A 14,605-nucleotide genomic window follows, 5' to 3' on the forward strand; every position below is an offset into this window, starting at 1 on the left:
AAGATATGCCATTAAATCTCTAAAATGAGATCTAATGGCTTTGGCTAAATTAACGACGTTTATTATAAACTGCCAGAGCAGCAGGTAAATTTTTACGCATATCACCAATACGTTGACTATTTGATGGGTGAGTTGATAAGAATGATGCACCACCAGCACCATCTAGACGATCCATTTTTTCCCAAAGACTAATTGCTGCATTTGGATTATATCCTGCTTTCGCCATCAGCATTAGCCCACCAAAATCAGCGCGACTTTCTAAATTACGAGAATATGGTAAACCAATACCAATTTGACTACCTAAAGCAATTGCCGCATTACCTGCTTCACCAATATTCGCACCCGCATAAGTCGTACCAATACCAATCGCTAAGTTTGTAAGTGCTTGGGCACCAATTTTACTTTTGGCATGTTCCTCTAAGGCATGGGTCATTTCATGCCCCATAATTGCTGCGATTTCATCATTGGTCAAATTCAGCTTGTTCACAATACCTGTATAGAAAACGACTTTCCCACCTGGCGCTACATAGGCATTTACAGTATCTGATTTTAGTACTGCTAACTGCCAATCAAAACGCTGACCAGTTTGGTTCATTTGGTCAGCATACGGTTTTAAGCGCAAAAATACTGAATTAATACGTTGATAAGTATTTGAGCTCATATCCAATTGATTCTTGGCACGAGCTTCCTGTGTCATCTTTGCAAAGCTTTGAGCTGACTGAGCATTTAATGTGGCACTGTCAGCACCTGCCATATCTGCAAATGATGCACAACCTGAAATCGTTATTACAGTCATTGCACAAAGGCTTAAAGCCAATTTTTTCATACTTATTTGCTCCAAATCAGTATCTTATAAATATAACCATGATTAATAAGAATTATAAAAAAAGTTCGCAAGGCTTTATATTCTGATTATCTCTATAATCATAGTAATTATGTAAGCGGAATTGATGAAAAGCTAAATAGTTTAGCTTTGTCTCGATAAAATTAAAGCCAGTGGTTTGCACTGGCTTTGAAATTAGCTTAAAGCTAGAGGGGGATTAATCCTCATCATCAAATTCATCTTCAGAAAATGCATTATCATCTAAAGAGGTATCGAAAATTAAAATTGCTTTACCGTCAGTTTGAATCATGCCTTGATCTTCAAGTGTTTTTAAAACACGACCAACCATTTCACGTGAACAACCCACAATACGACCAATTTCTTGACGTGTAATACGAATCTGACGACCATTCGGTAGAATCATTGCCTCAGGCTGCGCAGATAAGTCAATTAAACAACGAGCAATACGACCAGATACATCGATAAATGCTAAGTCAGTGACTTTACGCGTTGTATTCTTCAGACGGCGAACAAGCTGAGCAAATACAGCATAGCTCAGGTCAGGGTATTGCTTGCTGAGTTCGTGGAAATTTTCATATGAGATTTCTGCAATTTCGCAAACATCTCGAGTACGTACTTCTGCGGTACGTTGAGGGTTATTTTCAAACAGCCCCATTTCACCAAAGAAATCACCTGGATTGAGATATGCAACAACAATCTCACGCTCATCATCTTCACGTAATATGATTGACACTGAACCTTTTAATATTAAATACAGTGATTTTGATTCCGTTCCAGCGTCAACAATCGTGGTGCGTTTAGGGTATCTATTAATATGAGCACGTTTTAGCAATGCTTTAACTGATTCAGGTAATTGACCTGGAGACAAAGCATCAGTGCTAAGATGTGAAAAATTTGAAGTCATGCTTAAAATTTCCGAATTTGGATAAAACCGATCGCACAGGCCCCATGGAGCCTTTTCTACACAGAAGAGATGAAATTCCTTATCAACTCATTTTATGTTAGTGTACAAGAACTAGAGTAAATTTATAACGTTTTTCGGGTAGTTGCAATGCAAACAAGTGTACATTGGTTAGAGAATGTTGCTTTTGAAGCGAAATCAGAAAGTGGTCACAGTGTAGTGATGGATGGTTCTGCTGAGTATGGTGGTGAAAACCGTGGACCACGTCCTATGGAGTTGATTTTAATGGGACTTGGTGGGTGTGCTTCGTTTGATATTGTGACTATTTTAAAGAAATCACGCCAAGATGTGACCGATGTTGTATGCCAGTTAAAAGCGGAGAGAGCTGATTCTATTCCTGCAGTGTTTACAAAAATTCACTTACATTTCGTGGTAACAGGTAAAGCTGTTAAAGCTAAGCAAGTTGAAAAAGCAGTTGAGCTTTCAGCAGAAAAATATTGTTCTGCGAGCAAAATGTTGTCTGATGGTGGTGTAGAAATCACACATGACTTTGAAATTGTAGAAGCTGATTAATACTTAATTATTAAGTTTAACTAAAAAGTGATCGATTTGTTTAGATCACTTTTTTTATCGGCATAGTATTATTTTAAAAATAGTTGTGGGTCTACTCGTGCATCATTTAAACTCATTCCCCAGTGTAAGTGTGGACCAGTGACTCGACCTGTATTTCCCACTAAACCTAAAAGCTCACCTTGAGTAATGTGTTGTCCCTTTAAAACCTCAATTTTACTGAGATGGCAGAACATACTGATTAAACCTTGACCGTGATCAATCAAAACAGTCTTACCATTGAAAAAATAATCACCAGTTTGAACGACAATGCCATCTGCTGGTGCTACAACTTTTTGGCCAATTGGTGCTGGAATGTCTAGGCCTGAATGTGGAGCGCGTTCTTCATTATTAAAGAAACGTTTGCGTCCAAATGAGTTACTAAATTTGCCTGCTGTTGGTGGAATAAAAGTTGGAAATTTAGTCCAATGGCTTTGACTGAAAGAATTATAAATCTCATTTTGTTCTTTTGCTTCCGAAGCATATCGATCAAGTTGATTTTGATTCGGATTAACATAGTCTTGGTTTTTTACATTGAGGTGCTGTTCAGCATATTGATATGGCAGTATTTCAATCTGTATGGGTATAGCATTAGTTGTTAGGCTTAACGTTCCCAATGGGGTAGAAAGAGGAATTCCAAAAATAGCGTATCGTTGAGTGCCTTCTTGTGTAATTAGAATTGGTTTTTTCTCATAGAAAACTTGGGTAGTCGTTGATGGAATTGGAATAACGGCTATACCACCTGCATGTCGTGAATTCTGTGGTAATTCAGCGATAGCTATCTGAATAGGGAAAAGGCAAATACTAGCTATTACAACTCTTCTTAAATGCATAACGATCATTTTTAAATGAAGTAAAGTCTTAAGTTAAAAGTTTCACCGTAAAATAACAATATGGATATTGTTTAAATCAGAATAGATAGAAAATTATACAAAACATACTTGAAATAGATTGTTTATATACCCATATTATTACCAAGTTTTATAAAGTTAAATTTAAATAAAATATTGAAAAATATATAAATTTTATTTGAAATTTTAAAAAGTGTTCCCATCTTAGTGATAAGTTAAAAATTTGTTGTGAGGAATAACAAGAATGCGTTTTGAAAAATTTACGAACCGTCTACAGCAAGCTCTCTCAGATGCACAATCATTGGCAATGGGTAAAGACCATACTTCTATTGCAGGTATTCATATTTTATCGACTTTGCTAGAAGAGCCTGCCAATTTAAGTTTGTTGCAGCAATCAGGTGCACGCTTGCCAGAGTTGAAACAAAAGTTAGAACAAGCGATAAGAAATGCACCGACTTTATCAAATCCAACAGGAGATATTAATCTTAATCCTGAAGCGGTAAAGATCTTAAATTTAGCTGATCGTTATGCGCAAAAAGCAGGCGATGAATTTTTATCAACAGATTGGGTGTTGTTAAGTTTAGCGGAAACAGGTGAAACCAAAACGATATTAAACAGCGTTGGGGTAACACCAGATAGTTTACGCAAAGTAATTGAAAATATTCGAGGAAATGACAAAGTCATGAGCAATAATCATGAAGATCAACGCGATTCATTGAATAAATATACCATTGATTTAACAGAACGTGCTTTGGCAGGTAAGCTTGATCCAGTTATTGGTCGTGATGATGAAATACGTCGCACAATACAGGTTTTATCACGTCGAACTAAAAATAACCCAGTCTTGATTGGTGAACCTGGCGTGGGTAAAACTGCGATTGTTGAAGGTCTAGCGCAACGAATTATTAATGGTGAAGTTCCTGAAAGTCTAAAAAGCAAACGGGTATTGTCTTTGGACCTAGGTTCGTTGCTGGCAGGTGCTAAATATCGCGGTGAGTTCGAGGAACGTTTGAAAGCCGTTCTAAATGATCTTGCTAAACAAGAAGGTGAAGTCATTCTATTTATTGATGAATTACACACGCTTGTAGGTGCAGGAAAAGGTGATGGCGCAATGGATGCAGGTAATATGTTGAAACCTGCTTTAGCACGTGGTGAGTTGCGTTGTGTTGGAGCAACAACTTTAGATGAATATCGTCAATATATTGAGAAAGATGCTGCCCTAGAACGTCGTTTCCAAAAAGTATTAGTTGATGAACCAAGCGTAGAAGATACCATTGCGATTTTGCGTGGTCTAAAAGAAAAATATGCAACGCATCATGGCGTTCAAATTTTAGACTCAGCAATTATTGCAGCTGCAAAAATGTCGCATCGTTATATCACGGATCGTCAATTGCCTGATAAAGCCATTGATTTAATTGATGAAGCTGCTTCACGTATCAAAATGGAGATCGATTCTAAACCTGAAGCTTTAGATAAACTTGATCGCCGTTTAATCCAATTGAAAATGCAATTAGAAGCAGTGAAGAAAGATGAGGACGCTGGTAGTAAAGCTGAAGTGAATCATCTTGAACAGCAAATTGCTGAAAAGCAAAAAGAATATAATGATCTAGAGGAAATTTGGAAAGCCGAGAAGACACTCGTTGAAGGTGATAAGAAAGCTCAAGTTGAATTGGATCAAGCACGTGTTGCTTTAGAAAAAGCAAAACGTGAAGGTGATTTGGCTGAAGCAGCACGCTTACAATATGGCGTGATTCCTGAGTTGCAAAAACGCTTGGATCAAGCGGAAGTCGCTGAGGAAAATGAAGAACCGAAGCTAATTCGTACCAAAGTGACTGAAAATGAAATTGCTGAAGTAGTGAGTGCGGCAACAGGCATTCCTGTGGCGAAAATGCTACAGGGTGAACGTGAAAAACTACTGAATATGGAAGAGTTTTTACATAATCGTGTAGTCGGGCAACATGAAGCTGTGGTTGCAGTTTCCAATGCAGTCCGTCGTTCACGGGCAGGTCTATCTGATCCGAATCGTCCGAGTGGATCATTCTTATTCCTTGGACCGACAGGTGTAGGTAAAACCGAGTTAACTAAAGCATTAGCAAACTTCTTGTTTGATAGTGATGATGCCATGATTCGTATCGATATGTCTGAATTTATGGAAAAGCATTCTGTCAGCCGTTTAGTGGGTGCTCCTCCTGGATATGTGGGTTATGAAGAAGGCGGAGTTTTAACAGAAGCTGTTCGTCGTAAGCCATATAGTGTGGTGTTATTTGACGAAGTGGAAAAAGCTCATCCAGATGTATTCAATATCCTGTTACAGGTATTGGATGATGGTCGCTTAACTGATTCTCAAGGTCGTGTGATCGATTTTAAAAATACGGTCATTGTGATGACATCTAACCTAGGTTCACAAGATGTACGTGAATTAGGTGAAGGTGCAACTGATGAGGAAGTTCGAACAGTGGTAATGAGTGCTGTAACTCAGCATTTCCGTCCAGAGTTCATTAATCGTATTGATGAATTAGTCATTTTCCATTCGTTGAAGAAAGCTCAAATTCGTGGTATCGCGGATATTCAATTGAATCGTTTACGTTCACGTCTGAGCGAACGAGATATGGCTTTAACTGTAGATGATAGTGCATTTGATCTATTGATTGATGCTGGTTTTGATCCAATCTATGGCGCACGACCGCTAAAACGTGCAATACAGCAACAAGTTGAAAATAACTTGGCTCAGAAAATCTTATCTGGTGAATTCCAACCGGGAGATAATATTCTGATTAAAGGTGATAGTGGTCAGCTTGTGTTTGATAAAATGAAACTTAGCTAAATCTAATTTGAATGATTGGCTAAAAAGATGGTGATGAAAATCACCATCTTTTTTTATATCAGTGCAATTTATCTGATTTCTTAAGGAATATTACCAATGACATTGCGATTTTATGAAAAGCTTGGTAGTTTCGGAATAAATAAGAAAAAAATTCAGGATGAATTAAAATGGAGAATAAGCAGCATTATTACACTTATATTGGTGTAATTATGTTCATAACAGCATTTCCGATCGTAGGTTGGGCTGTGCAACCGATGACAGAGGGATCTTTAGCATTACAAACAGGTGCATTAAATAGATCCTTGCCTAATATTATCGAAAAAGCTCAACGAGATGCGATGAAGCCAGAGGAAGAACGTTGGCGTTCTCAACGCATATTGAGTGACCGTAATTTGCGTGAAATAAGGATCAGTATGCTTGCTGAAGGTGCTTTATCACCTTATGAAGAACAAAAGAAAACGTCTGTAATGGATGTGCGGGAAAAGAAGAAAGCAAGTATGAAGCCCCATGATGAGGCTCCAGATAACTTCATGATTTATGAGTTTGATTCTCCTAATGTAAAAAGAACCAAATTCACATTTAAATAATGAGAAAAATCATTCCTTAAATTTGATTATGTTGGATTTTCCAAGCACGATGAATTTTCTGATTACGTTTAAAGTCTAGGCCTATCGTTTCAGAAGTAATTTCTTCAACTTGATAAATTGCTTCGATTTCTTCATCTAACTCAAACCCACGATAGTTATTTGAGAAGTACAAAGTACCATCACTGGTTAAACGATTCATTGCGCGTTTAAGTAGAGAAACATGGTCGCGCTGTACATCAAATGTGCCATAAAACTTTTTTGAGTTAGAGAAAGTTGGAGGATCAATGAAGATGAGATCATATTGTTCATGACCTTCTTTTAACCATTCAAAGCAATCGCTCGAAAAGAACATATGTTGTTCATCAGCATGATCTACCGTTAAACCATTCAATACAAAATTTTCTTTTGACCAATTCAAATAAGTATTTGATAGGTCGACACTCGTGGTACTTGCTGCACCGCCAAGTGCTGCATGTAAGCTAGCAGTTGAGGTATAGCTATAAAGATTAAGAAAGTGTTTGCCACGTGCTTCTTTGGCAATTCTTAGTCGAATTTGACGATGATCTAAGAATAAACCAGTATCTAAATAGTCTGTTAAATTGACGAGAATTTTAGCTTTGCCTTCCTGCACAATAAAACGTTTAGACGCAGTGCTTTGTTTTTCATATTGATTGGTTCCCGTTTGCTTTGCACGGGTTTTGATAAAAATTGCGTCACGATTTAAGCCTGTTACTGCACGAATGGCAGCTAAACCCAAATTAAAACGTTTTTTTGCTTTTTCAGGATCAATTGTTTTTGGTGGTGCATATTCCTGAACGTGCAAACGATCTCCATATAAATCGACGGCAATGTTAAAATCAGGTAAATCGGCATCATACAACCGTAAGCAAAAAATATTTTCTTTCACAGCCCATTTTTTTAAGGCCTGCATATTTTTTTGCAAACGGTTTGTAAAGTCTTCAGCACCTTCAATTTTTTCAAATTGCTGAGGTTGCCATGTTGCTAAGAATGGTTGAACTACGGCTGCAGGTTTTACTGTGCCGAAACGGATATAAATTGGAAGTTTACCATTCATCAAACGTAAAGTTTGAGGTTCGGTGATGGCCAGTACATCTGCTTGTTCAATTTGTGCTGCAATCACGGCAACAGGTTGATTTGGAAAATTCTTCTGTAATAATCCTGATAGACCTAAATAGAATGATCGACTAGAGGCTTTATCACCTAAACGTTCCCCATAAGGAGGGTTGGTAACAATAAAGGCTTTTTTACTTTCAGTATGGAAATCATCCCAATCTGCTAAGGTTCGTTCTTCAATTTGAATTTGGTCGAGTATTTTTTCAAAACCTGCTGCAATGATGTTTTGGCGAGTGGCTTTAACCGCTTCCCAATCCGCATCGTAGGCATAAAACTTAGGCAGAGGTTGCTCTAAAGCCTTTGCATGACGTTCTGCTGCTTCTGCTTTAAGTGATAACCACAGTTCACGATCATGTCCATGCCAACCATTGAAGCCAAAGCGACGTACTAAGCCTGGTGCACGATCAGTTAAAATCATTAATGATTCAATAATGAATGTTCCTGAACCACACATTGGGTCAAGAATTAAATCAGGTTGTAGCTGTTGTAATTGTGCTTTTTGTAAGATTGCCGCTGCAAGATTTTCTTTGATCGGTGCATCCGTCATAAAGTGACGGTAGCCACGTTTATGTAAAGAATCACCTGATAAATCTAGGCAGTAAGTATGCTCGGTTTTACCAGCTAGTACATAAAGTGTAATTTCGGGCTGTTTAATATCAATACTTGGGCGTTTACCAACCGCCTCCATAAACGAGTCAACTACACCATCTTTAACTCGTAGTGTAGCAAACTGTGTATTGACTTTAATTTCGCGTTCTACATGTAGACGAACAGCAAATGTACTTTGTGGTGCAAAAACAAGAGACCAATCAAAGCTAATCGCACCCTCGTAGAGTTCTTCTGCAACATCACGTGCGTCATGTGTGAATTCAAGTTCATGGGTATGAATTGGTAACAGCACACGGGAGGCCAAACGAGACCACATACAAACGCGATAGGCATTCTCAAGTGTGCCTTTAAATATTAAACGTCCAGCAAAACGTTGGATATTTTGAATGCCTAAATTCTCAAGTTCTTGTTGTAATAAGGTTTCAAGCCCGTCAGCACAGGTCACCCAATAGTCTGTTAGACGTGGTTTAGCGTTCATTCAAATTTCCAAAACATTTTTAGCAATCGACTATTTTAACTGATTTTGGAAGAGAAATACGGTTTTTCTTTTGGTGTTTAGCCTTAGTATGTTCCATAGATTAATTCTAATTTGTGGTCTAAGGCATATTGTAAAGCTCTTTGGATTAGTAATACTGTATTACTTATTTAGATTGAATCACTTCTTTGCTTTAAATTTCCAGCATATGATTTTTTACTTATCAGATAAGTTCACCATGTCATAAAATAATTTTTATTTGTTTTTAATGGTTGGTACATATTTTGCTTTTCTAGAACTGAATTATCAAGAAACACTTCTCCCAACGATGTGAGGACGTTATGAAAGCAAATATGAACCATGAACTTGTACTAAATGCCGAAGCCTTTTCTGTTGCAACTCAAATGTACGTACGATTAAGACGAGTGTCTGGTCGAGTTATTGATGTTATGTATTTAGTCCACGATAAAGATTATGCAAAGTATGTCGTAGAAATCGCATTAGCAACTGAAGATACAGAGTTAGAACGTTATGCTGCACGCTTAGGTTCTTTAATTGATTTATACCCTGAGCCAATTTTGGCCCTAGATGAAGCTAAAGATGATTCAATCAATACGATGATTGATGATTTGGATACATATTCCTCAGAAGTAACTGATGAGGAAATTTACAAAGCGCAAGTTGCTCATCACTATATTGGTGCATTACGTTAATTCATTATGTTGCAACTCCCTAATTAATTGCAACATAATGGTGAAAAGTTGTTCTGCGAAAGTAGAGAAATTGGGCTACACTATGCAAGTTTTGGTGATTCGACCTATAGGAATCTTTTATGCATATTGCAGCCCTGCATCAACCAAGTCAGGTTCAATTGAATCAACAAGGAAATTTAAAGCACTTCTTAACCATTGAGGGTCTTTCTAAAGAAAGCCTGACCAAGATTTTAGATACCGCACAAAGTTTTTTAGACGATAATAATAATTTGATTAACCGTCCGTTATTAGAAGGGCTGACGGTAATGAATCTTTTTTTCGAAAACTCTACTCGAACTCGCACTACATTTGAGGCAGCTGCAAAACGTTTGTCTGCAAATGTTCTGAATATCGATATTGCACGTTCAAGTACCTCTAAAGGCGAAACCTTGCGTGATACGCTTTGGAATTTAGAAGCGATGGCTGCGGATATTTTCGTAGTTCGTCATTCATCTTCTGGGGCAGCGCATTTTATTGCCAAAGATGTTTGTCCTAAAGTTGCAATTATCAATGCAGGGGATGGACGCCACGCGCATCCGACTCAAGCAATGTTAGACATGTTGACCATTCGCCGTGAAACCAAGAAGCCATTTGAAGACTTAACTGTGGCGATTATTGGTGATATCAAACATTCACGTGTAGCACGTTCCAATGTGGCTGCTTTACAAACATTAGGTTGCAAAGATATTCGCGTGATTGCACCAAATACGCTGTTACCAGTTGGTTTTAATGAATATGGGGAAAATGTACGCCTATTTAATAAAATGGATGCAGGCGTGACAGACTGTGATGTGATTATTGCATTGCGAATTCAAAATGAGCGTATTGATTCACCTGCATTATCTTCACAATCTGAATTTTACAAAATGTATGGTCTAAATAAAGAGCGCTTAGCACTCGCTAAACCTGATTGTATCGTTATGCATCCTGGTCCAATGAACCGTGGTGTTGAAATTGATTCAAGCGTTGCCGATGGTGATCAATCTGTCATTTTGAAGCAAGTCACTAATGGGATTGCGGTTCGTATGGCAGTGTTGGCACTTGCGATGCAAGGGCAGTTACAAGAACAAGGTTTAATTGAAGCGATTGCACTTTAAAGGATAGATCACATGAGTATTGTAAAAATTGAAAATGTCCGTGTGCTCGATCCAATTCAAAAAACTGATCAAGTTCAAACGGTTTATATTAAGAATGGTAAATTGGTTGATAGCGCAGATCCAGTTGATGAAACGATTGACGGTCAAGGTAAATGGTTAATGCCAACCATGGTTGACTTGTGCGCACGCTTACGTGAGCCAGGGCAACAACAACATGGGACATTAAAGTCAGAAGGTAAAGCTGCACGTGCGAATGGTATTTTGCATGTTATTACTCCACCAGACTCAAAACCAATCGTACAAGATAATGGCGCACTTATTCATGGTCTTATTGAAAAGGCACAATTAGATGGTGGTATTTATCTACATATTATCGGCGCACAAACTCAAGGTTTGAATGGGAAGCAGCCGGCTAATATGGCAGGTTTAAAGAAAGGTGGTTGTACTGCTGTCTCTAATGCCAATGCAGCATTTGAAAATGATGATGTTGTGATTCGTACTCTTGAGTATGCTGCTGGTTTGGATTTGACTGTAGTCTTTTATGCTGAAGAGCCACAGCTTGCAAAAGATGGTTGTGCACACGAAGGTTTTATCGCTTCTCGTCAAGGCTTACCAATGATTCCTGCGATTGCGGAAACAGTTGCAATTGCTAAATACCTTTTGATGATTGAAGCAACAGGCGTGAAAGCACATTTTGGTTTGTTGTCTTGTGGTGCGTCAGTTGATTTGATTCGTGCAGCTAAAGCCAAAGGTTTACCAGTCACTGCGGATGTTGCGATGCACCAATTACATTTGACTGAACAACTCACTGATGGTTTTAACTCACTTGCGCATGTTCGCCCACCATTACGTTCTGAGCAAGATAAAGCATTGTTACGTCAAGGTGTGAAAGAAGGCGTGATAGATGCAATTTGTACTCATCATGAACCATTAAGTAGTTCAGCAAAAATGGCGCCTTTTGCAGAAACGCAACCGGGAATAACGGCTTTTGATACTTATGTAGCTTTGGGTGTGCAACTGATTCAAGAAAGTCTGTTTGAACCATTAGAATGGGTTGAAAAAGTGACTTCAATTCCCGCACAAGTTGCAAATATGACTGAACGTTGGCAGCAAGAAGCAGGTTGGGTGTTGGTTGATCCAGAACTAGAGTGGGTAGTATCAAAAGAGACAATTTTATCTCAAGGTAAAAATACACCTTTGCTAGGCCAGACCTTGAAAGGTAAAGCAGTACAGACATTCATCTAAACTTTGTTTCTGAGCAGAATAGGTTTTGTGATTTATTCTGCTTAACTTTTTAGTAAGTTAATTCATTATTAGAAATTTTCCGTAAATAATTTAATAATGGATAGGTTTGCTTGTATATAGGCCGAATAAAAATGAGAATTACATTTATTGGTGCAGGGCGCGTTGCTTATCATTTAGCAAAAGTACTACATCCTGATCACCAGATTGTACAAGTTTTTAGTCGTGATTTAGAAAAAGCAAATCGTTTAGCATCTTTAGTTGAAGCTATTGGGATTAATCATTTTGATCAATTAAACCCCAATATTGATCTCGTTATTATTGCTATATCAGATCAATCCATAGCTGATGTTATTAAGAAAATTAATCATTATTTGCAGCAAGCATTAATTGTTCATACCTCAGGAAGTACCAGTTTAGAGGTGCTTTCAACAGTACATGAGAGATCTGGCGTATTTTATCCCTTACAAACTTTTAGTCATGAGCGTGCGATTGATTGGGCAGAAACACCTATGTTTGTCGAGGCAGTTCGACACAATGACTTGGAGTTACTCGCTTCATTAGCGCATAGTCTGACTCATAAGGTTTATCAATATAGTTCTCAACAACGCCAGACATTACACATGGCTGCTGTTTTTGCATGTAATTTTACTAACTATTGTTATGATCTTTCTAAACAAATTGTTGATGAGCAACAGGTTGATTTTTCTTTACTTTATCCATTGATTTTAGAAACTGCTCAAAAAGCAACGATCAATAATCCTAAAGAAATGCAAACAGGTCCTGCAATGCGTGGTGATGAAAATATTTTAAAAATGCATCAACAATTATTAGAAAAGAATTCAGGAAGCGATCTTGTTGATGTTTATAAACTTTTAAGTGAAAGTATTATGAAACGACATTTACACGAAAAATAGTGATAGAGAAACCATTTCATTTTATTTGTGATGGACAAAATTTGAATTATTTTTAATATCAAGAAATGTTAGAACATCATGTATTTGTATTCTAGAAAATCGAGCTATTATCTGTAAATACATTGAGCTGATACAATGTTTTAAATATCAGCTTAGAAAGAGTGTAAGTATGCCTTAAGCTTAATCAAATTTTCTGTTTAAAACGATGTTTACATTTGAGGCAAAGATAGTCTTGGAAAATATTCTTGTCGATCGCCACACCTGCTTTTTTCCCAAAAATATTACCCACGATTCCTCCAGTAATACCGACACTAATTGCACCTACAAATGTTCCGATAGTCCCACCCACAATTACGCCTAATGGGCCTGCTACAGTACCAATCGTTGCACCAACTGATGCACCTGTTGCAGCTCCACCCACTGTTCCAGCAGTAGTTCCAGCCGCAGTCATTAGAACTCCGCCTGTTGTTTTTAGTAATTTGTTGTGATCACGTACTTCGATTTCTGTAGAACCACATTTGGGGCATTGCAGTGTTTTTTCCATAAAACCAACCTATCTTCATCATTGAGTTAAATCATACAGTGAATAGCACTCATTGTTTATGAAATGATAATTTATTAATGGTATATAAAAATTATCTATCTCTCATTTTAGCTAAATATGAGTAAAAAATATTTATAGATCATGTAAATAGAAGAGCTTAAATTTGATCAGAATTGATTCTATAAAGTGAGTTCGATAATAACGGTTTTAGAGATATAGTTTTTATCGTCTATGGACACCAGAGAGCATTCAGTTTTTTGTTCTTTTAAGATTTAAAAAATTAATATGAGTAAGCCAATATGAGATAAATAGCATTAAATAAATAATATTTAATGCTATTCGTATTTGAAATTTTACGAGTTACTACTTAATTTTTTTAAAAATAAAGTCATTGATTTTGTGACCAGATTCAAGTCCGCGACGCTCAAATTTGGTTACTGGACGCCATTCAGGGCGAGGGTAACTATTACCTTTACCTGCTAAATTTTCCATATCTGGACGATTATCTAAAATATCAAGCATCCATTCAGCGTATGGCTCCCAATCAGTAGCAGCATGGAAGGTACCTCCAAGCTCTAACTTCTGTTCAACCAGTTGCATACGTTCATGAATGACAAAGCGGCGTTTAAAGTGGCGCTTCTTCTGCCATGGATCTGGGAAGTACAATTGCACACAGTTAATGCTGTTGTCAGGCATTTCACGTAATACTTGAATCGCATCTGCATCAAGTACAAATAAGTTTTTCAAGCCAGCCATACCAGCTTCATACACGCATTGTGCAATTCCTGGTACATGTACTTCGATTCCGACAAAATTACGTTCAGGGTTGGCTTTTGCCATGAGTACCAAAGAACGCCCCATACCAAAGCCAATCTCAACAGTTAAAGGTCGTTCAGGATGTTCAAAGTGTTGACGTAAATCACCAACTGGGTATTCCAAAATTAAATCACGATAATCTTCTAAAGCAGTCCGTTGTGATGTATTAAGCGGAGCTGAACGACGCATAAACGTCACAATTTCACGGTGCTCAGGCAAATTGTCGAGTTCCGTAATTTGCGTTTCTAACTGATCGTTTGACATGATTCTGGAGATATAAATATAGAAATGCCGTATTTTAAGTGTTCATCAGGTCAAGTCAAATCTTTAAATGATTTTATTTGATCATTTGTTTTTCCAAACGATCAAAAACTTGTAAAAAAATCTTCATGTTGTTGTCACA

Annotated in this window: 13 protein-coding genes; 7 read left to right on the forward strand and 6 right to left on the reverse strand. The window is 37.5% G+C overall.

From position 1 onward, the window contains the following. Window positions 1-49: 49 nt before the first annotated feature. Window positions 50-826 (reverse strand): M48 family metallopeptidase, encoded by a 777-nt coding sequence (locus tag AC0JIQ_RS06665; RefSeq protein ID WP_474203050.1) that lies wholly within the window; start codon window positions 824-826, stop codon window positions 50-52. A gap of 214 nt (window positions 827-1,040) precedes the next feature. Next, window positions 1,041-1,748, reverse strand: a complete 708-nt coding sequence (gene crp, locus AC0JIQ_RS06670) for a cAMP-activated global transcriptional regulator CRP (protein ID WP_004662603.1) — start codon at window positions 1,746-1,748, stop codon at window positions 1,041-1,043. Window positions 1,749-1,895: 147 nt separating this feature from the next. On the opposite strand from crp, the gene AC0JIQ_RS06675 reads away from it, so the two are divergent. Beyond that, entirely contained in the window at window positions 1,896-2,318 is a 423-nt protein-coding gene (locus tag AC0JIQ_RS06675; RefSeq protein WP_004662601.1) for an OsmC family protein, read from the forward strand. A 68-nt stretch (window positions 2,319-2,386) separates the two neighbouring features. On the opposite strand, the gene AC0JIQ_RS06680 is transcribed toward AC0JIQ_RS06675, so the two are convergent. Then, window positions 2,387-3,187, reverse strand: a complete 801-nt coding sequence (locus tag AC0JIQ_RS06680; protein WP_474203051.1) for a peptidoglycan DD-metalloendopeptidase family protein — start codon at window positions 3,185-3,187, stop codon at window positions 2,387-2,389. A 262-nt stretch (window positions 3,188-3,449) separates the two neighbouring features. Between AC0JIQ_RS06680 and clpB the strand changes: the two genes are divergently transcribed. Then, window positions 3,450-6,029, forward strand: coding sequence for an ATP-dependent chaperone ClpB (gene clpB, locus AC0JIQ_RS06685; RefSeq protein WP_474203052.1), 2,580 nt, complete (start codon window positions 3,450-3,452; stop codon window positions 6,027-6,029). A 167-nt stretch (window positions 6,030-6,196) separates the two neighbouring features. Next, on the forward strand, window positions 6,197-6,616 hold the full coding sequence (locus AC0JIQ_RS06690) for a hypothetical protein (RefSeq protein WP_474203053.1): 420 nt from the start codon (window positions 6,197-6,199) through the stop codon (window positions 6,614-6,616). A 16-nt stretch (window positions 6,617-6,632) separates the two neighbouring features. On the opposite strand, the gene rlmKL is transcribed toward AC0JIQ_RS06690, so the two are convergent. Further along, window positions 6,633-8,837, reverse strand: a complete 2,205-nt coding sequence (gene rlmKL / locus AC0JIQ_RS06695; protein WP_474203054.1) for a bifunctional 23S rRNA (guanine(2069)-N(7))-methyltransferase RlmK/23S rRNA (guanine(2445)-N(2))-methyltransferase RlmL — start codon at window positions 8,835-8,837, stop codon at window positions 6,633-6,635. A gap of 338 nt (window positions 8,838-9,175) precedes the next feature. Between rlmKL and AC0JIQ_RS06700 the strand changes: the two genes are divergently transcribed. The 4 genes from AC0JIQ_RS06700 (at window position 9,176) to AC0JIQ_RS06715 (ending at window position 12,842) form a co-directional block, all read left to right on the forward strand. Continuing rightward, window positions 9,176-9,547, forward strand: a complete 372-nt coding sequence (locus tag AC0JIQ_RS06700) for a hypothetical protein (RefSeq protein ID WP_269230175.1) — start codon at window positions 9,176-9,178, stop codon at window positions 9,545-9,547. A 119-nt stretch (window positions 9,548-9,666) separates the two neighbouring features. Then, window positions 9,667-10,683 carry an aspartate carbamoyltransferase catalytic subunit gene (locus AC0JIQ_RS06705; protein WP_474203055.1) on the forward strand — a complete coding sequence of 339 codons (1,017 nt, stop codon included), beginning with the start codon at window positions 9,667-9,669 and terminating at the stop codon, window positions 10,681-10,683. A gap of 12 nt (window positions 10,684-10,695) precedes the next feature. Continuing rightward, window positions 10,696-11,928: a dihydroorotase gene (locus AC0JIQ_RS06710; protein ID WP_474203056.1), complete on the forward strand. Its 1,233-nt coding sequence runs from the start codon at window positions 10,696-10,698 to the stop codon at window positions 11,926-11,928. A 131-nt stretch (window positions 11,929-12,059) separates the two neighbouring features. Then, entirely contained in the window at window positions 12,060-12,842 is a 783-nt protein-coding gene (locus AC0JIQ_RS06715; protein WP_474203057.1) for a Rossmann-like and DUF2520 domain-containing protein, read from the forward strand. A 184-nt stretch (window positions 12,843-13,026) separates the two neighbouring features. Here the strand turns inward: AC0JIQ_RS06715 and AC0JIQ_RS06720 are convergent, their stop codons facing one another. Both AC0JIQ_RS06720 and trmB read right to left on the reverse strand, forming a co-directional pair. Beyond that, window positions 13,027-13,386, reverse strand: a complete 360-nt coding sequence (locus AC0JIQ_RS06720; RefSeq protein ID WP_474203058.1) for a hypothetical protein — start codon at window positions 13,384-13,386, stop codon at window positions 13,027-13,029. Window positions 13,387-13,749: 363 nt separating this feature from the next. Then, window positions 13,750-14,466, reverse strand: coding sequence for a tRNA (guanosine(46)-N7)-methyltransferase TrmB (gene trmB, locus AC0JIQ_RS06725; protein ID WP_004662584.1), 717 nt, complete (start codon window positions 14,464-14,466; stop codon window positions 13,750-13,752). Window positions 14,467-14,605: the final 139 nt, after the last annotated feature.

This window comes from Acinetobacter sp. FB (assembly GCF_056033405.1).

Bases quoted from the DNA above. Each gene is read 5' to 3' on its own strand.
- AC0JIQ_RS06665 (WP_474203050.1), bottom strand. From the start codon at position 826: ATGAAAAAATTGGCTTTAAGCCTTTGTGCAATGACTGTAATAACGATT.
- crp (WP_004662603.1), bottom strand. From the start codon at position 1,748: ATGACTTCAAATTTTTCACATCTTAGCACTGATGCTTTGTCTCCAGGT.
- AC0JIQ_RS06675 (WP_004662601.1), top strand. From the start codon at position 1,896: ATGCAAACAAGTGTACATTGGTTAGAGAATGTTGCTTTTGAAGCGAAA.
- AC0JIQ_RS06680 (WP_474203051.1), bottom strand. From the start codon at position 3,187: ATGCATTTAAGAAGAGTTGTAATAGCTAGTATTTGCCTTTTCCCTATT.
- clpB (WP_474203052.1), top strand. From the start codon at position 3,450: ATGCGTTTTGAAAAATTTACGAACCGTCTACAGCAAGCTCTCTCAGAT.
- AC0JIQ_RS06690 (WP_474203053.1), top strand. From the start codon at position 6,197: ATGGAGAATAAGCAGCATTATTACACTTATATTGGTGTAATTATGTTC.
- rlmKL (WP_474203054.1), bottom strand. From the start codon at position 8,837: ATGAACGCTAAACCACGTCTAACAGACTATTGGGTGACCTGTGCTGAC.
- AC0JIQ_RS06700 (WP_269230175.1), top strand. From the start codon at position 9,176: ATGAAAGCAAATATGAACCATGAACTTGTACTAAATGCCGAAGCCTTT.
- AC0JIQ_RS06705 (WP_474203055.1), top strand. From the start codon at position 9,667: ATGCATATTGCAGCCCTGCATCAACCAAGTCAGGTTCAATTGAATCAA.
- AC0JIQ_RS06710 (WP_474203056.1), top strand. From the start codon at position 10,696: ATGAGTATTGTAAAAATTGAAAATGTCCGTGTGCTCGATCCAATTCAA.
- AC0JIQ_RS06715 (WP_474203057.1), top strand. From the start codon at position 12,060: ATGAGAATTACATTTATTGGTGCAGGGCGCGTTGCTTATCATTTAGCA.
- AC0JIQ_RS06720 (WP_474203058.1), bottom strand. From the start codon at position 13,386: ATGGAAAAAACACTGCAATGCCCCAAATGTGGTTCTACAGAAATCGAA.
- trmB (WP_004662584.1), bottom strand. From the start codon at position 14,466: ATGTCAAACGATCAGTTAGAAACGCAAATTACGGAACTCGACAATTTG.